The sequence below is a fragment of the Afipia sp. GW822-FHT04G07 genome, from assembly GCF_058800765.1.
The window spans coordinates 820,708-836,654 of record NZ_JBXAMP010000001.1 but is presented as its reverse complement, the minus strand read 5'-3'; the positions used below and the strand labels follow the sequence as shown (position 1 = coordinate 836,654).

General features: G+C 62.7%; 14 protein-coding genes. 8 read left to right on the top strand and 6 right to left on the bottom strand.

What is annotated here, in order from left to right:
* The 8 genes from AC1RKJ_RS04080 (at position 1) to AC1RKJ_RS04045 (ending at position 10,525) form a co-directional block, all read left to right on the top strand.
* Positions 1-2,091: a hypothetical protein gene (locus tag AC1RKJ_RS04080; RefSeq protein ID WP_492789736.1), complete on the top strand. Its 2,091-nt coding sequence runs from the start codon at positions 1-3 to the stop codon at positions 2,089-2,091.
* Positions 2,091-2,543: a GNAT family N-acetyltransferase gene (locus AC1RKJ_RS04075; protein ID WP_492789734.1), complete on the top strand. Its 453-nt coding sequence runs from the start codon at positions 2,091-2,093 to the stop codon at positions 2,541-2,543. The genes AC1RKJ_RS04080 and AC1RKJ_RS04075 overlap by 1 nt, the downstream gene beginning before the upstream one ends.
* Positions 2,543-3,169: a hypothetical protein gene (locus tag AC1RKJ_RS04070; RefSeq protein ID WP_492789732.1), complete on the top strand. Its 627-nt coding sequence runs from the start codon at positions 2,543-2,545 to the stop codon at positions 3,167-3,169. Before AC1RKJ_RS04075 ends, AC1RKJ_RS04070 begins: the two co-directional genes overlap by 1 nt.
* Entirely contained in the window at positions 3,170-3,895 is a 726-nt protein-coding gene (locus AC1RKJ_RS04065) for a hypothetical protein (protein ID WP_492789731.1), read from the top strand.
* Between the two features lie 10 nt (positions 3,896-3,905).
* The gene (locus AC1RKJ_RS04060; RefSeq protein ID WP_492789729.1) at positions 3,906-5,357 is read left to right on the top strand and encodes a hypothetical protein; all 1,452 of its coding nucleotides are present in this window, start codon (positions 3,906-3,908) and stop codon (positions 5,355-5,357) included.
* On the top strand, positions 5,354-8,365 hold the full coding sequence (locus tag AC1RKJ_RS04055; protein WP_492789726.1) for a hypothetical protein: 3,012 nt from the start codon (positions 5,354-5,356) through the stop codon (positions 8,363-8,365). Before AC1RKJ_RS04060 ends, AC1RKJ_RS04055 begins: the two co-directional genes overlap by 4 nt.
* 411 nt (positions 8,366-8,776) lie before the next feature.
* Entirely contained in the window at positions 8,777-9,142 is a 366-nt protein-coding gene (locus AC1RKJ_RS04050; protein ID WP_492789724.1) for a response regulator, read from the top strand.
* 9 nt (positions 9,143-9,151) lie between these two features.
* The gene (locus AC1RKJ_RS04045) at positions 9,152-10,525 is read left to right on the top strand and encodes a PleD family two-component system response regulator (RefSeq protein ID WP_492789722.1); all 1,374 of its coding nucleotides are present in this window, start codon (positions 9,152-9,154) and stop codon (positions 10,523-10,525) included.
* Positions 10,526-10,536: 11 nt separating this feature from the next.
* On the opposite strand, the gene AC1RKJ_RS04040 is transcribed toward AC1RKJ_RS04045, so the two are convergent.
* From AC1RKJ_RS04040 to AC1RKJ_RS04015, 6 genes are all read right to left on the bottom strand, one after another.
* A complete protein-coding gene (locus tag AC1RKJ_RS04040; protein WP_492789720.1) occupies positions 10,537-11,838 on the bottom strand; it encodes an NAD(P)/FAD-dependent oxidoreductase in 1,302 nt (433 codons plus the stop codon).
* A gap of 100 nt (positions 11,839-11,938) precedes the next feature.
* On the bottom strand, positions 11,939-12,106 hold the full coding sequence (gene rpmG / locus AC1RKJ_RS04035; protein WP_002712167.1) for a 50S ribosomal protein L33: 168 nt from the start codon (positions 12,104-12,106) through the stop codon (positions 11,939-11,941).
* 183 nt (positions 12,107-12,289) lie between these two features.
* The gene (locus AC1RKJ_RS04030) at positions 12,290-13,639 is read right to left on the bottom strand and encodes an LLM class flavin-dependent oxidoreductase (protein WP_492789718.1); all 1,350 of its coding nucleotides are present in this window, start codon (positions 13,637-13,639) and stop codon (positions 12,290-12,292) included.
* A 166-nt stretch (positions 13,640-13,805) separates the two neighbouring features.
* Positions 13,806-14,624 (bottom strand): cell envelope biogenesis protein TolA, encoded by an 819-nt coding sequence (locus tag AC1RKJ_RS04025; protein ID WP_492789717.1) that lies wholly within the window; start codon positions 14,622-14,624, stop codon positions 13,806-13,808.
* A gap of 104 nt (positions 14,625-14,728) precedes the next feature.
* Positions 14,729-15,463 carry an NUDIX hydrolase gene (locus AC1RKJ_RS04020; protein WP_492789716.1) on the bottom strand — a complete coding sequence of 245 codons (735 nt, stop codon included), beginning with the start codon at positions 15,461-15,463 and terminating at the stop codon, positions 14,729-14,731.
* Positions 15,460-15,930 carry a DUF983 domain-containing protein gene (locus tag AC1RKJ_RS04015; RefSeq protein ID WP_492789714.1) on the bottom strand — a complete coding sequence of 157 codons (471 nt, stop codon included), beginning with the start codon at positions 15,928-15,930 and terminating at the stop codon, positions 15,460-15,462. The genes AC1RKJ_RS04020 and AC1RKJ_RS04015 overlap by 4 nt, the downstream gene beginning before the upstream one ends.
* Positions 15,931-15,947: the final 17 nt, after the last annotated feature.

The following is a 15,947-nucleotide window of genomic DNA, read 5'->3' as shown; positions in this document are numbered from 1 at the left end:
GTGGGCACGATATGGATCAAAAACTTTAACGGCGGCCTCGACGCCCGAAAGATGCCGGAAACGCTTCCGGGCGGCTCTGCGCTCGTAGCGCGTGACGGCCATCTGAACCGGGGCGGCGAGTTCGAGCAGCGCGCGGCTTTTGTCGAAGAGTACGTTCTTCCGGCCGGTCTCACCGTTGGCCTCGCTTACGGGCTTTCCGGCATCTTTGTCTTCGGGCATGAAGCGCCGCCCGCCATGCCGCGCGGCGTGACGTACCAGCGGCTTCAGCATCCGGACGGCATCACCCCGCTATTCCGCATTCTGTCGTTCGAACTCTTCGCTTCGAAAATCTATGTCGTGGCAGAGTTCAGCGACGGCACGCAGTATCACTTCTACGACGGCGCCCGCGTGCCGGACTGGCAAGACGGACGAGCGCGCACCTCGTTTCTGGTCACTGGCGGGGGACTGCAACCCTCGACGGCTGCCACAGCGTCTTTCACGATCACGGGCGGCTCGGCGAGCATCGTCAACACGGTCGACACGATCACCGTTAACGGTGCTTCGATCATCGCAGCGCCGGTTCAGCACACCGGAAACAACACGACAACGGCAGCGGCCGTCGCAGCGGCCATAAACTCGATGGTGTCGTCGCCCGACTACACAGCGGCGAATGTGGGTCCAATCGTCACGATAACCGCGGCTGTGCCAGGCACAGAGCCAAATGGCCTGACGCCGGCAGTGGGCTTGAACGGCGACGTCGCGATTGCTGGCCTGACAGCGTTTTCGGGCGGCACGGTCTCGGCGCCGTCGCAGATCGCCGATATCACCGTGAATGGGGTTTCTGTTCTCGGCGGGCCGATCGATTGGGCGACCAGCAATGCCGCCACTGCTGCGGCAATCGCCGCGCAGATCAACAGCTTCGCGTCGACGCCCGACTACAGCGCAACGGTTGTCGGCGACAAAGTCAATTTGCTGGCGGTCGACCCGGGCGTCGCGCCGAACGGGTACGCGGTTGAGTTCACGCTTCTACGAAACATGGGGGTGACGCCTAGCGTCGGCGTCTCACTCGCGAACGGCCTCGCCCCCGGCGTGGTTTTTCAGTCGGGCACTTTCGTCAAGACGGTTGGGTCGAAGGTCTACTGTGCAGCGGGGCCTTACCTGAATTTTTCTGGTATCAAGATCCCGACCGGATGGCAGTCGTTAAATGTCGGTGCCGGCTTTATCGATATGTCGACCGAGGCGGCCGGGTCGGAAGCGCTGCAGGCCATCGCGAAGTATCTGCAATTCATTGCGGTGTTCGCCGGCCGGGTGACGCAAATCTGGTACGTCGATCCCGATCCGGATTTGAACAAGCAGCAGCAAGTGCTCAACAACACCGGCACGTTGAGCCCGCGCAGCGTGACGCAGTTTGGCGATAACGATCTCTTCTTTCTCGATGAGAGCGGCGTGCGGTCTCTGAAGGCGCGCGACAGTTCGAACTCAGCGTCAACAAACGATATCGGTGTTTCCGTTGATCCGCTGGTCGTCGCCAAGCTGCGAACACTGACACCTTTACAGCGCAGTCAGCTTATCGGACTGATCGAGCCGACCGACGGTCGCTTCTGGCTCATTTTTCCCGACGAGATTTTCGTGTTCAGTTTCTTCAGCGGCTCGAAAATCAGCGCTTGGTCGACCTATACGCCGAGCGTCGATAACGAGCCGTTCCTGATTGATGACGCGGTGGTGTTCAAGAAAAAAGTGCATTTGCGATCCGGCGACACGATTAAAGTCTATGGCGGCCTGGGCGCTGCGCCAGCCTATGACAGCACCGAACCGGATTTATGGCTGCCGTATCTGGACGCCGGCGCGCCGGCGAAGACGAAGAAATTTCAAGGTTTCGACGCAGCCTGCGAGGGCCGATGGGAAGTGCGCGTCGGGATGGAGCCGACCAATCTCAGCGCCACCGACAAGGTCGGGACGATAGACAAGACGACGTTCAGCGCGGCTGGCGGTAAAATCCCGTTCGAGCACGAGGCGACGCACATCAGTCTGCGATTTAAGGGCGTGGGGCAGGGCTACAAAAAGGTCGCTTCAGCGGCGATCCATTTCGAAGGCGACGAGGCGCAGGATTGATGTTTGTCCGCCTGCCACTGGAAAGCGAAGAGGACGCCTTTGTTGACCTGGCGCGGCTCTGCACGGCCGAGAGCTACCCGGATCTGATCTTTTCCGAGGATCGGGCGCGCGACACTTTCAGGCGGTATCTCAAAACGGCGCACCCGACCTTTTTCGTGGTCGACGACGGCGGGCGCATGGTGGCCGTCGCCCAGGCCTCGATTTCGGCTTTCGATTTTGCCGATGGCGTCTATACGACGTTATGTGGTACGTTCGTGCACCCCGATAAACGCGGCACTCGGGCCGCCGCGCTGCTGTTGAGGCATTTTACCCGTTGGAGCGACCGGCTAGGAGCCGTCGAAAGCACGGGCGGAAATGACAACAGCCTGACGACTGAGCGAACGACACGCCTGCTAGGCCACTTCGGCTTCAAGCCTGTCGGCACGTTCGTCAGACGAAAACGGGGCGCATAATGGGCAAAAAAGGTGGCGACGACGCAGCAGCGCAGCAAGCAGCGCAGGCACGCGCCGATGAAGCCGCGCGTCAGGCCAAGGTGCGCGAAGGTACGGCCCGGGTCGACGATATCTTCAAGACGAATTTTACCGACGATTTTTACAAGGATCGGCAGGACGCGTATTCGGCCTACGCGACGCCGCAGCTTGAAACGCAACTCGCGGACGCGCGCAAGAAGCTGACATTCGCGCTCGATCGAAGCGGCCTGCTCAACAGTTCGACGCGCGCCAGCAAAGAAGCCGAGCTCGCAACGGAAGAGGGCACGCAGCGTCAGGCTATTGCCGACAAGGCGCTCGCGACCGGTAACGAAGCGAAGAACAACGTCGCGGCGTCTCGCGCCGATCTCGTCAACATGCTCACCAACACCGGCGACACCGAGAGCGCGGTCAACAACGCGACCAGCCGCGCCGCGTCGCTGACGCAGCCGCAACAGTTCAGCCCGCTTTCGGGTCTCTTCGCCAATTTCACAAACGCGCTCGGCACGCAGGCCGGCGCGGAACGCGCGCAGTATTACAGCGGCGGCGCTGTGAAGGCCCCGTTCAACACAGGACTTTTCGCGCCCTCTGGCTCGGTGAAGGTGACTTAAATGCTTCCTGCTCTTGCACTCGCGGGCGGCGGAACGCTGGCCTCGTTTTTCCTCGACAGCGCCGCGAACGGCGCCGTCAACGACGCGCGCAACGCGGTTATCTCGGCCGAGCGCGGGCGTCAGGCGGCGTTCGACGCGGAAGCCGCTAAGATAAACACGGGCGCGCAAGACCGCTATCAGGGCTTCGGGGCGAAGCAGGAAGCCAAGGCGACGCAGCTTGCAGACTTCTACAAAACGCCAGTTGTCACGCCGACGACGCCGAACACGATAGCAGCGCTGCCGCCGACCACGGGCGGCATTGTCGATCGCGAGATCGGCAACAAGGGCGCAATCGCCGACGCCTACGTTGAGCATCAGGCCGACAGCCTCGGCAATCTGCGGTCGTTCGGTGACGTGCTCGGCGGCATCAGCCGCGATCAGGGTCACGACGCGCAGCTTATTGGCCAGGTCGGCGGGTTCAAGAAGGGCTCGGCGATGGCAGAACAGGCCGAACTCGAAAGCGCGAACAACGCTGGCAACAAATACAAGTTCTGGTCCGACCTTTCGAAAGGCGCCGCGAAGATCGGGATTTCGGCTGCGTTGGGCGGGGCGTTCGCGCCGGCAGCAGGCGCCGCGGGCGGGGCGACAAGCGTCCTGCCTGGCGTTGCGCGCTTCGCGCCGTCGAGCATCGGTGATCTATACGCGGCTTCGCCGACGGCCGGCGTCAATGCCTTCTCGTTCTACTGAGGACTGAAAAATGCCAGTTAGGCGCAACGGTTATTATTCAGATCCGGCTCTTTCGACGGCCTTCGACAATATCGCCGAGGCCTTCAAGACGCCGTCGGGTTCGGACGTCGCCGGCTACGCGAACGCTGGCGCGACGCGGCAGAAGGCGACGCGGCTTCAGGATTTGTACGACTACGCGAAGAGCGCAGAATACGATCCCGTGATCGCTGATCGTCTCGGCATCGCAGTCGGCAACCTGACCGGCTTGAACACTGTCGGCGCGCAAAACCAGAACGACGCCACTGCGCGACGCAATGTCGACGTGACGAACAGCACGACCCTTTCGGTCGCCGACAAGAACAACGCGGGTGCGCTCGCGCGGCAGCTCGCGCAGCCCGTCATCTTGAGCGACGGTCAAACCGCCAATTTACCCACGCAGACGGCCGCGGCGACAGGACTGCCGAGCATGTTCCGCGGCAACATCACGGCGAACCAGGGCCAGACGGTTACGACGCCTGGTGGCGAAGTCATCGCCGGCGCGCCGAAGCCGCTGACAGACGCCGAAATGAAAGGCGCCATTCTCGGCAGACTGCCGGCGAACGAGCAGCGCGCCGTCGCGCTCGCGCCTGCAGGCGTGTCGGCCGTGGTCGGGCCGAACGACGAACCGACGAACGTTTTCACCGCCGACAGTGTCGGGCAAAAACCCTACGCGGCAGACAACCGAAATCGCCAGATCGCGAACTACAAGACGGCCGACGGAAGGGTCGGAAACGCGTATTTCGACAACGACAAAAACACGTTCGTCGACAGCGCGACGAAACAGCCGTTGCCACAAGGCACGCAGACGTACACCGCCAATCTGCAGGGCGACAAGGACAACACGGGCCTTGGCGCCAACACGAAGAACAGCATCGACGGTATGCTCGTCGATATCACGCTTACCCGCGACACTTCGCGGGCGCTGCGTGACATTGTCACGAAGAACCCGGGTTCGCAGGGCCTCGTTGGCTCGCTGCGCGGCACCTTGCAGGACGTGATCGCTGCTGGCGGTGAAGTCGGAAAGCTGCTGAACGTCAATGTCGAGAAGATGAAAAAGGACATTGCCGAAGGTCGCGTCGATCCGGCGGTCGCCGCGAAATTCAACAATTTCGATCCGAGCATCCCGGCAGCGAATTTGTACGAAACGCTGCTCACCGCGCAGACTGCGAAGGTGCTCGACCCGAACGGCAAGATTTCGAACGACCGTTACAATCAGGTCGCGAAGAGCCTCGGTTCGGGCGGCTGGACCGGCAACGCGTCGCGCACGATCGCTTCGCTCGACGCGCTCGACAATATCCTGACGTCGCGGCACAACATTCTCTCGCCGACGTCGCCCGTCGCGGCCAAGATCGGCCAGCCGCCGGCGGCTAAAACACCCGCTGCGGCTTCGACCGGCGCGCCGGCGGTGCGAACTTGGAACCCGGCAACTGGCGCGCTCGAATGATCCAGATCAAAGCACCGGACGGCACTCTCGTTCAGTTTCCGGACGGCACCGGCGACGACGTCATTACCGGCGTGATGGCGAAGAACTATCCCGCGCCCGCAGCGCCGGATCTCGCGACGCTCGGCGTCGACGCGCAACGTGCGCTCGTTGAGCAGCCAGGCGTCATTGAGAACCGCGCTGCAGCCGATCTGGCGTCGCTGCCTGGGGCAACTGCGGCCGCGCCGGTCTCGTGGCTGGATCGGCTGAAAAGCCTTGTGATAGCGCCAGGCGGCGAGAAGCCTGTCGACACCGGGCCTTCAACCTTCGCAACCGTTATGGATCAGGGCGCCTATCTGCCGCGCGGAATGCGCCGCGGTGTCGCGAACCTCGCCGGCTTGCCGGTCGATCTCGTGAACGGCGCCATGTCCCTCGCTGGCGCGTCCGTCAGTCCAAAGCCGCTCATGGGTTCGAAGTTTATCGACGACGCACTCGGCGGTTTCGGTGTCATTCCGGACGTGCGGCCGCCAGCCACGACGACCGAGCGCATGTTAAGCCGTGTCGGCGAAGAGATCGGCGCGGCTGCTCTGCCGGTAGGCGGGGCCATCGCCAAGGCGGGACAGGTCGGCGTCGAAGGCGCGCGAAAGCTGCCGTTCCTGGCGCGCATGTTCGTCGAACCCGCCGCGATCAATCCGGCCAGCTTCGCGCGAAAAGAAATGACGACCGCTGCCGCTGCCGGCACGGGCGCCGCTGCGGCGGGCGAGATTTCGCACGCAGCGGGTCTCGATGAAAAGGGCGGGGCGCACTTGACGCTCGATCTGCTCGGCGCGCTCGGCGGCGCAGGCGCGCTCGGCGCGTCTCGCATGATCGGCAAGCCGGTCGGCGACGTCGCGCAGGCAATCTTCGCGCGGGATAAATTCAGCAACGCGGCCGTGAAAGAAAACACCGTCGATCGTATCTTGAACAACGCGCAGACGATTTCGAAGGTGGAAGGCCAGCCGATCGACACGGCGCCGCTAGTCGAAGCCATCACGCGCGGGCATCGGGTCGACGGCACGATCCCGGGTTTCAAAGACAGCATCGCCGATCGCACGGGCGACCCCGGGCTCGCGACCCTCGAATACGGCCGTCAGTCAGGCCCGAACGGCGGCGATTACGTTGCGCGTCGCACCGACAACACGAACGCGGTCGACGCGGCCATGAACGCCAACGCGCCGCAGGGCTCGCCGGCGGCGCTACGAAGCGAACTCGAACTCGAACGCACGCGCCAGCTCACCGACGCCAGCGTCCACACCCGGAACGCGACCGACGACTTCGAGCGCGCGACGCAGGCACTTCAGCCCGCCATGACCGGCGAAGGCCGCGGCGCGAATATCCGAACGGCGCTCGAAGGCGCCAGCGCTGAGGCGCGCGAGTTGCTGCGCCAGGCTTGGGAGCCGCTGAACACGAGCCCCGCACAGGTCGATATGGCGCCGCTCGCTGACGACTTCGGTCGTGTGGGCCGCGAACTGTCGACCGCCGAGCGCGAGCGCTTTCAGCCGAACGAGGCGGGTATCCCGCGTCGCTTGTCCGGAGAACGTGAGGTCACGCCAGCCGTGCTCGACGCGGAAGGCAACGTCGCCACGCCCGCCGTCACCGAACCGATCTTGCAGCCGATCCGCGAAGTTACCGGACTGCGCAGCGCTTTGACCGACGCCGCCCGGGAAGCCCGCACGGCGGGGCGCACGAACGAAGCCCGAATTATCGACGACCACGTCAACGCGCTGGACGGCTATCTTGACGACGCCATGCCCGAAGCGCAGCGCGCCGAATACGACGCAGCCCGCGCAGCGACGATAGACTTCAACGACCGCTTCACGCGTCCACAGACGGCCATCGCACAGACGCTCGACCGTCAGCAGGGCCAGTATCGCCAGCCCGACAGCGCGGTCGCGCAAAAGTTCGTGCAGGCCGACGAAGGGCGGATTAGCGACTTTCAGGCCCTCATGCGGGAGACCGGACACGATGACCGTACCGTTTCAGCCGTTCGAGACCAGATCCTTGCCGACGTGCGCGATCGGAACTTGCTTGAGCGGCCCGACCAGCTCGCCGAATATCTTGGCCGCTACAACACCGTTCTCTCTGACCCTCGTTTCACAACAGTACGAGGCCAGTTGGACAATGCTGCGGGACTGCGCCGTTCGCTCGATCAAGCAGCCGGCAACGAGACTGCGCTGACGCGCGAGCTCGGCACGCCCGATCAGCCGGGGACGAGCACCGTCGGCAAGTATCTTCAGTACGGCGACGAAAGGTCGCAAGACGCGCTGAAGAGCGTTCTGGCGTCGAAGCAGCCGGCGCAGGCGATGGACGAAATGCTGAATTTCGTCGGCAACAAGCCCGAAGCGGTCGAAGGCGCACGGAAGGCGTTTTGGGATCTGATGGAAAGCCGCTCACGCTCGAACGGCGAGACTACGAAGACGATGGACGGCAAACAGCCGTGGATGCCGAACCGGCTCAAAAACTTCCTCGACGATCCCGTGAATGCGGCCGTCGCCGAGCGGCTTTGGCGCGACAACCCGGAACACGCGGGCAATGTCCGCAAGATCGCTGAAGAACTGCAGGGTGTCGATCTGCGCGCCCGCGGGAAGGCGAACAACACGTCGGGCACCGCGCAGAGCATTTCGAACGTGTTGACGCCCGAGACGCTTCAGAGCCGGTTCTACGCCTACAAGCGAGGCCAGACGTCGCTCGGTTTCATGCTGACGGCTCTCGGCTCAGTCGCGGCCAGGCGGCTTGTACGGGGCGCGCAGGGCGAGGCGATGGAAAAGCTGCTCGATCGCGCGCTGCTCGACCCGGATCTCGCCGCGCAACTGCTGAAGGAACACAATCCGGCCAATCGGGCGGCGCTCGCGCGCACCGCCAAGGCCTATCTCGGCAACGAGGCCTCGACGATCACCGATATTCTCGACGGGAAGGAAGACGATCCCGTCAAGGACGCGATCATGAGTGGTCGTCCGCGGGTGACAATCTCTAAGGACCGGGACGGAAACTGAAGACAGCTAGTGTGCGCAGTGCGAGAACAGCGCGAGCACGCCGCCCCGCGAGCACTTATCCACCAGACTTTCGTCAGGTTGCGCCGCAAGGTAAACGCTCAAAGCAATTATCGCCAAGGCGCCGGTAATAGAGGCCCACAAGAGCGCATTTTGACGGAAGCGCATGGTCTTCGTCTTTCCAAGGTGCGCCCAAAAAAGCGCCCAAATTTTGTATGTATTAGGAAAGCAGACACGTACCGGCGGCGCAGAAAAGCCAATGAAACGACGCCTTTTTCGAGATTTTCCCCTCGTGGCGCTTCCTCTTCATTAACTTATCGTCTCTATTTTGAGGCATCATGCCCGAGTCATCACGGCGTGGCGAATTCATTGGTTTCAGCACGCACGGGCATATTGCCGGAATTGGAGAGCAGGGTGGCCAAAACCGTCCTGATCGTGGAGGACAACGAGCTCAATATGAAGCTCTTCCGCGATCTGCTGGAGGCCCATGGGTATCAGACAGTCGGTACGCGGAACGGGGTTGAAGCACTCGATCTCGCTCGCAGGCACCGGCCGGATCTCATTCTCATGGATATTCAGCTTCCCGAAGTTTCCGGTCTCGACGTCACGCGCTGGATCAAGGCGGACGCCGATTTGAGAGCGATCCCTGTTGTCGCGGTCACGGCATTTGCGATGAAGGGCGATGAAGAACGTATCCGGGAAGGTGGATGCGAGGCGTACTTGTCCAAGCCGATTTCGGTTGGGAAGTTTATTGAGACGGTTCGACGGTTTGTCGGCTAGGAGAGTTGGATGTCCGCGCGCGTTCTGGTCGTTGACGACGTTCTCGCCAACGTAAAGCTGCTCGAAGCGCGGCTGTCAGCCGAGTATTTCGACGTGGTGACGGCGAACTGCGGAATGCAGGCGCTGGAAATCTGCGAACGCGCCGAGTGTGACATCGTGCTGCTCGACGTCATGATGCCCGACATCGACGGTTTCGAGGTGTGCCGCCGCCTGAAATCGAATCCGAAAACCCATTTTATCCCCGTCATCATGGTGACGGCGCTGGACAGCCCGTCCGACCGCGTGCGCGGCCTCGATGCGGGCGCCGATGACTTCCTCACCAAGCCGGTGTCGGACGTCGTGATGATTGCCCGCGTGCGCTCGCTGACGCGGCTGAAGATGATGACCGACGAATTGCGGATGCGCGCGATCACGTCGCTGGAGATCGGCGTCAACGCGCCGGAGCGCGACGCGGTCGCCGATACCGGCAAGGGCGGTCGTATTCTGCTGGTGGAAGACCGTCCGTCATCCTACGAGCGGCTTGCTCCTGTGCTTGCCACCGAACACAGCGTCGACGTGGAACCTAATCCCGCAGAGGCGGTGTTTCACGCGGCAGACGGCAACTACGATCTGCTGATCGTCTCGCTCGGACTTGAGAATTTCGACGGCCTGCGCCTCTGCAGCCAGGCGCGCTCATTGGAGCGGACCCGCAGCGTGCCGATTCTCGCGATCGCCGATGCCGACAACAACGCGCGGCTGCTGCGCGGGCTCGAGATCGGCGTCAACGACTACCTGCTGCGCCCGGTGGACAAGAACGAGTTGCTCGCCCGCGCGCGTACGCAAATCCGCAAGCGCCGCTATACCGATCACCTGCGCGACAACGTGCAGAACTCCATCGAAATGGCGATCACCGATCCTCTGACCGGTCTGCACAATCGCCGCTACATGGAAAGCCATCTGTCGACGCTGGCCGAGCAGGCCGCCATGCGGGCGAAGCCGCTGGCCCTGATGATGCTCGACATCGACTACTTCAAGTCGATCAACGACAATCACGGTCACGATGCCGGCGACGATGTGCTGCGCGAGTTCGCGGTGCGCATCCGCAAGTCCATCCGCGGCATCGATCTCGCCTGCCGTTACGGCGGCGAGGAATTCGTCATCGTGATGCCTGAGACCGACCTGCATGTCGCGGGGATGGTCGCCGAACGCCTGCGCCGGTCCATTGCCGGTGAACCGTTCGCCGTCGAAAAGGGCGCGAAGCGGATTGATGTGACCATTTCAATCGGCATCTCGACCCTGGAAACCAAAGGCGAGGCCATCGCGGATGTCCTCAAGCGGGCCGATCAGGCGCTCTATCGCGCCAAGCATGACGGTCGCAACCGCGTCGTGGCGGCTGCGGCATAAGCTGCAAGCATTCAGCGATTGTTGGGATCGAGAGTGGCGCGCCCCTGTGTGATCAGGCGTGCGCCGCGCTGGTCGCGGGTATGTATCCACAGCCAGTTCATCGCGACGGCCAGACGGTTGCGCAGGCCGATCAGAAAATAGATGTGCGCGATGCCCCAGATCCACCACGCCAGCGCGCCGCGCAATTTGATCCATCCGAAATCGATCACTGCGCGCTTCTTGCCGATCTGGGCGAGGCTTCCCGAATGCTTGTAGTGGAACGGAGCCGTGGAGGCGTCGCCCTTCAATCGCGCCTTGATGATGTTGGCGACGTGTCGTCCCTGCTGCTTGGCTGCGGGCGCGATACCCGGGACAGGTGTGCCGTCGGGCGCGTTGATCGCCACCGTATCGCCGACGGCGAAAATGTCCGGATGCCCGGGGACGGAGAGATCCGGCGACACCACCAGACGGCCCGCGCGATCCGCAGGCACGCCGAGCCATTCGGCGGCGGGTGAGGCCCGCACGCCCGCAGCCCAGATGATGGTTCTGGATTGCAGTTTTTCTCCGCCATAGATCACGCCGTCGGCGGTGCATTCCGAGACGGGCTTGCCAAGCACGATCTCGACGCCGATCCGTTCCAGCGATTGCTGTGCGTAGGCTGACAGGTCTTCGGCAAATCCGGCGAGAACGCGCGGACCGGCCTCGATGAGAAGAACGCGCGCCTTGCGCGTGTCGATGTTGCGGAAATCGGGTGGCATGGTCACCTTCGCCAGCTCCGCAATGGTCCCGGCCAGCTCGACGCCGGTGGGACCGCCGCCGATGACGACGAACGTGAGCAGGGCGCTGCGCTTCTGCGGATCGGTCTCGCGTTCCGCAAGTTCGAAGGCGAGCAGGATGCGGCGGCGAATGGTGGTCGCGTCTTCAAGCGTCTTGAGGCCGGGTGCAAACGGCTCCCATTCGTCGTGGCCGAAATAAGCGTGCCGCGCGCCGGTGGCGAGAATCAGCGTGTCGTAGGGAAGCGACCCGCCATCCTCGAGCAGAACACGACGCGCGTTGGCGTCAACGCCTGTGACCGTGCCGAGAAGTGTCGTCACCTCCGGGCGTCCGCGCAGCAAATGCCGGACCGGCCAGGCGATCTCTGAGGTGGCGAGCGACGCGGTGGCGACTTGATAAAGCAGCGGCTGGAACAGGTGATGATTCCGCCGGTCCACGATGGTGATGCTGACCGGCGCTCCGGCCAGCCTGTGCACGGTTTCCAGGCCGCCAAAGCCCGCGCCAGCGATGACAATGCGATGGGGGGAGGAGGCCGGGGTGTTCGTGGGCTGCGAGGTCATGGCGCCAGCACTCCGCTTTGGAATCGGAAAGCCAGATCGTCACCTGAAACGCAAAACGGAGCCAGAGGGCTCCGCTTTAAAACGTAAATAACTGAAATCGTTACTTGATCTTGGCTTCGCGGAACTCGACGTGCTTCTTCGCGACCGGATCGTACTTCTTCTTCACGAGCTTGTCGGTCATCGTGCGCGAGTTTTTCTTGGCGACATAGTAGAAGCCGGTATCCGCGCTGGAAACGAGCTTGACCTTGATGGTGACCGCTTTGGCCATGTTCAGAACCTCGAATGTCAGGAATCGATAGCAGTCCCGACACGCAGGGCCGCATTTGGGCCGCAACCTAGCTCCGAACGCCCCAAAGTCAAGGTTTTAAGGCTCTAAATCCCAAAAGCTTGCTCTTGGGCCGGAGGCGCGAATGGGGACGTATTTTCGGACCGAAACCCCGCTCAAACAGGGCTATTCAGCCGCATCGGCGGCCCCGCTGGCTTCGAAAAACCGGTTTTTGGGCCGGGGCAGGCCGAGATTTTCACGCAGCGTGCGGCCCTCATAGTCCTTCCGGAAGATGCCTCGCCGCTGCAGTTCCGGCACGACCTTGTCGACGAAGTCGTCGAGCCCCTGCGGTAGGAACGGGAACATGATGTTGAAGCCGTCGGAAGCATAAGTCGTCAGCCATTCTTCCATCTGGTCGGCGATGGTGACGGGCGTTCCGACGAACGATAGTCCGCCGTAACCGCCGACGCGCTGGGCAAGCTGCCGCACGGTCACATTGTTCTTGGCTGCATATTCGACCATGCGATCGCGGCCGCTCTTGCTGGCATTGCTTTCCGGAATGTCCGGCAGCGGTCCATCAGGATCGAATTTCGATGCGTCGGTGCCGAGGATCACGGAGAGACCGGCGATCGCGCTGTCGTAATGCACGAGGCCGTCGAGGGTCGCGCGCTTTTTCTGCGCTTCCTCCACCGTATCGCCGACCACCACGAATGCGCCCGGCAGGATCTTCAGGTGATCGCGGTCGCGTCCGACCTTGTCCATGCGGCTCTTGATGTCTTCATAGAGCGCTTGCGCCTGCGCGAGCGTGCCGCCGCCGGTGAACACCGCTTCGGCGGTCTCGGCGGCAAGCTGCTTGCCGGGTTCGGACGCGCCAGCCTGCACGATGACCGGCCAGCCCTGCGGCGGACGGGCGATGTTGAGCGGCCCTTTCACCGCAAGGAACTCGCCTTTGTGATTCAGCGTGTGCATTTTCTCGGGGTCGAAATAAACCCCGCTCTCGACGTCGCGCACGAAGGCGTCGTCGGCGAACGAATCCCATAAGCCGGTGACCACGTCGAAGAATTCACGGGCGCGCTTGTAGCGCTCGCCGTGTTCGACATGTTCGTCCAGTCCGAAGTTCAGTGCGGTTTCCGGATTGCCGGTGGTCACGACGTTCCAGCCGGCGCGGCCGCCGGAGATATGGTCGAGCGAGGCAAAGCGGCGTGCGACGTGATAGGGCTCGTCGTAGGTGGTCGAAGCGGTCGCGACCAGTCCAATGCGTTCCGTCGCCCCGGCCAGCGCCGCCAGCAGCGTGAACGGCTCGAATGATGTGACGGTATGGCTGCGCTTGAGCGCGTTGATCGGCATGTTCATCACCGCGAGGTGATCGGCCATGAAGAAGGCATCGAACTTGCCGTGTTCGAGTTTCTGGATGAAGCGTTTGAGATGACCAAAGTTGAAATTGGCGTCCGGGAAGCTGCCGGGATAGCGCCATGCGGCGGTGTGAATGCTGACGGGACGCATGAACGCGCCGAGGCGCAACTGGCGTGAGCTCATTTTTCTTTCCCCGGAAAGGCGAAGCGTGGACGAGACCAGCAGATTGTATGGTGGCGCGCGCTGCGCGACGCCACGGACGATTATTGCTTTTTGCCGTTCGGAAAGGGATGAATTTTCTTGTGCGACAATCACGCTTCGGAGAGCTGTTGCCGATCGCAGACCGACGTTATCCGCCCTTGAAGTCTTTCGGCGTGAAGCTGAGATCGAGCATTCGCCATTCGTTGTAGCTTTCCGCCGGCAGCATCGCGTAGGGCTGGCACTTCGCAAGGGCGTCCATGGCGCTGCGCATCAGCGCGGGCCCTTTTTCGGATGCGCTCGCTTCGATCAGCAATGGTTCCTTTGCGAGGCGCCCGTCCGGCCGGAGCGATACGCGCAGTACGACACGGACGTTGTCCGCCGGCGTGACCGATGACGGCAGGATCGAGCAGGTCTTGAGATGTTCGCGCAGGGCCGCGGCGTCCTTGACCGAGATATTTGCAGTCGCGGTCGCCTTGGCGTCGAAATCACCCGTGTTGGAGTTGGGCATCGCGAACATCGTGCCGTATTTCGCGGTGATGTCGGGCGTCGCGGTCGGCACTTCGGGCTGAGCTTGTGGCTGGGGCTGCGTGGCAGGTTGAGATGGGGCGACCTGCTTTTGTTGCTCGGCGGCCTTCTGCTGGAGCGCCGCCTGACGGGTATCCGGCTTTGATTTCGCCGCAGCGTTTTGTGACGGGGCCGGTGGCGGCGTCGGCAGAGCTTGATCCTTGGGTGCCTGTTCCTGTGGTGCTGCTTCCGCGGGTGGTTTCTGGTCCTTTTCGGACAGCGTCGGGAAATCGTAGGTCGGGTCAGGTTCTTTCGGAGCGGGCGGGGCTTCGTCCGGGGTGACCAGTTCGACGGTGATGGCTTCGGCAGCCGTCGGGTCGAACGGGCGCACGCCCGCGAGTACGAGAAGCGCAGTCATCGCCGCGACATGGACGACGACCGATATGGTGGCACCGGTACGCATGACCCGGTGGTTAAATCATCCTTGGAGGATGATGTCAGCCGCCCATAATACCGGGCCACACGATTGTCAGGATATTTTTGAGGGCAGGCGGAATGGCGAGGTGGCTAGATCAAATCGCGCCGCCAGTCGCCGCCCTGGAAGTGATAGAAGGGCACCGCCGCTGCATGTGACAGAGGTCCGGTTGCGAGGCGGTGAGACAGTTCGCGCAATACGTTTTTCGTCATCGTATGCAGGCCTTCCAGCGACGGCGACCCGAGTTCGACCCAGACCAGTTCCACCAGTTCGGCTTCGGCGTGGACGACGCCTTCAACGCTGTGGGCGATGGACGATGCGTCGGCGGTAAAAAACCGCGTATCGAAGCGCCGGACCCGGCCGGGCGGGGTAATGGCGCGGGCAATCAGGAACAGTCCGGACGGATCGGGCAACAGCCCGGCGTCGGCGAAAGGTTTCCATTCGCCTGTGAGCTTTGCAGCCGCGCCGTTCATGCGCGCGACTTTCCTGCCCAGACAGAGGCCGGTTTCCTCGCAGGCTTCGCGAATGGCCGCGACGGCCAGTGCGCGGGCGCGGGCGGGTGCGATCCGGGGGCTGCCGCCGACGAGTTTTTTCTCAAGCGCCTTGGGAATATCGGCGGCCACCGGAATCTTACTGTCGGTCGCATCGACCCGGCCGCCGGGAAACACGAACTTGCCGGGCTGGAACACGACCTTGTCGTGGCGCTTGCCGACCAGCACCTTGGGGACGCTTCCGCTGCGATCGACAAGGATCAGCGTCGCGGCATCTTTCGGGCGCCGGTAAGGATGACTGTCGTCTTCCTTTTCTTCTCGTTCAGGCGTGATCATTTCGCCACGTTCAGCTTGGCAAGGGTGCCTTCCTCGACACCTTCGGGCCGGGTCTCATCGAAACCGTGCATACGGAATGCCCACTGCAATCCCACCACGGCGCCCTTGATCGGCTGAAGCAGAACCAGCGACGCGATCAGCGTGAACGGCAGATAGAATGCAAGCTGTAGCAGCATGGACGGCGCGTAGTTGGTCTCGATCCACAACGCGATCGGCACGATGATATGTCCGACCACCACGATCACGAGATAGGCGGGCAGATCGTCGGCGCGATGATGGCTCAAATCCTGTCCGCACGCCGAGCAGTTGTCGGCGACCTTCAGGAACGCGCGGAAGATTTTGCCTTCACCGCAGTTCGGGCAGCGGCACCGCAGTCCGCGCGCCATCGCCTGCCAGACGTCGCGCTTGGGAAGCGACGCGGAGGTTTGTGTCCATGTCGCTGCGGGCATTGTGGTCCGGCTATCCATCACATCTCCTGTGAAGG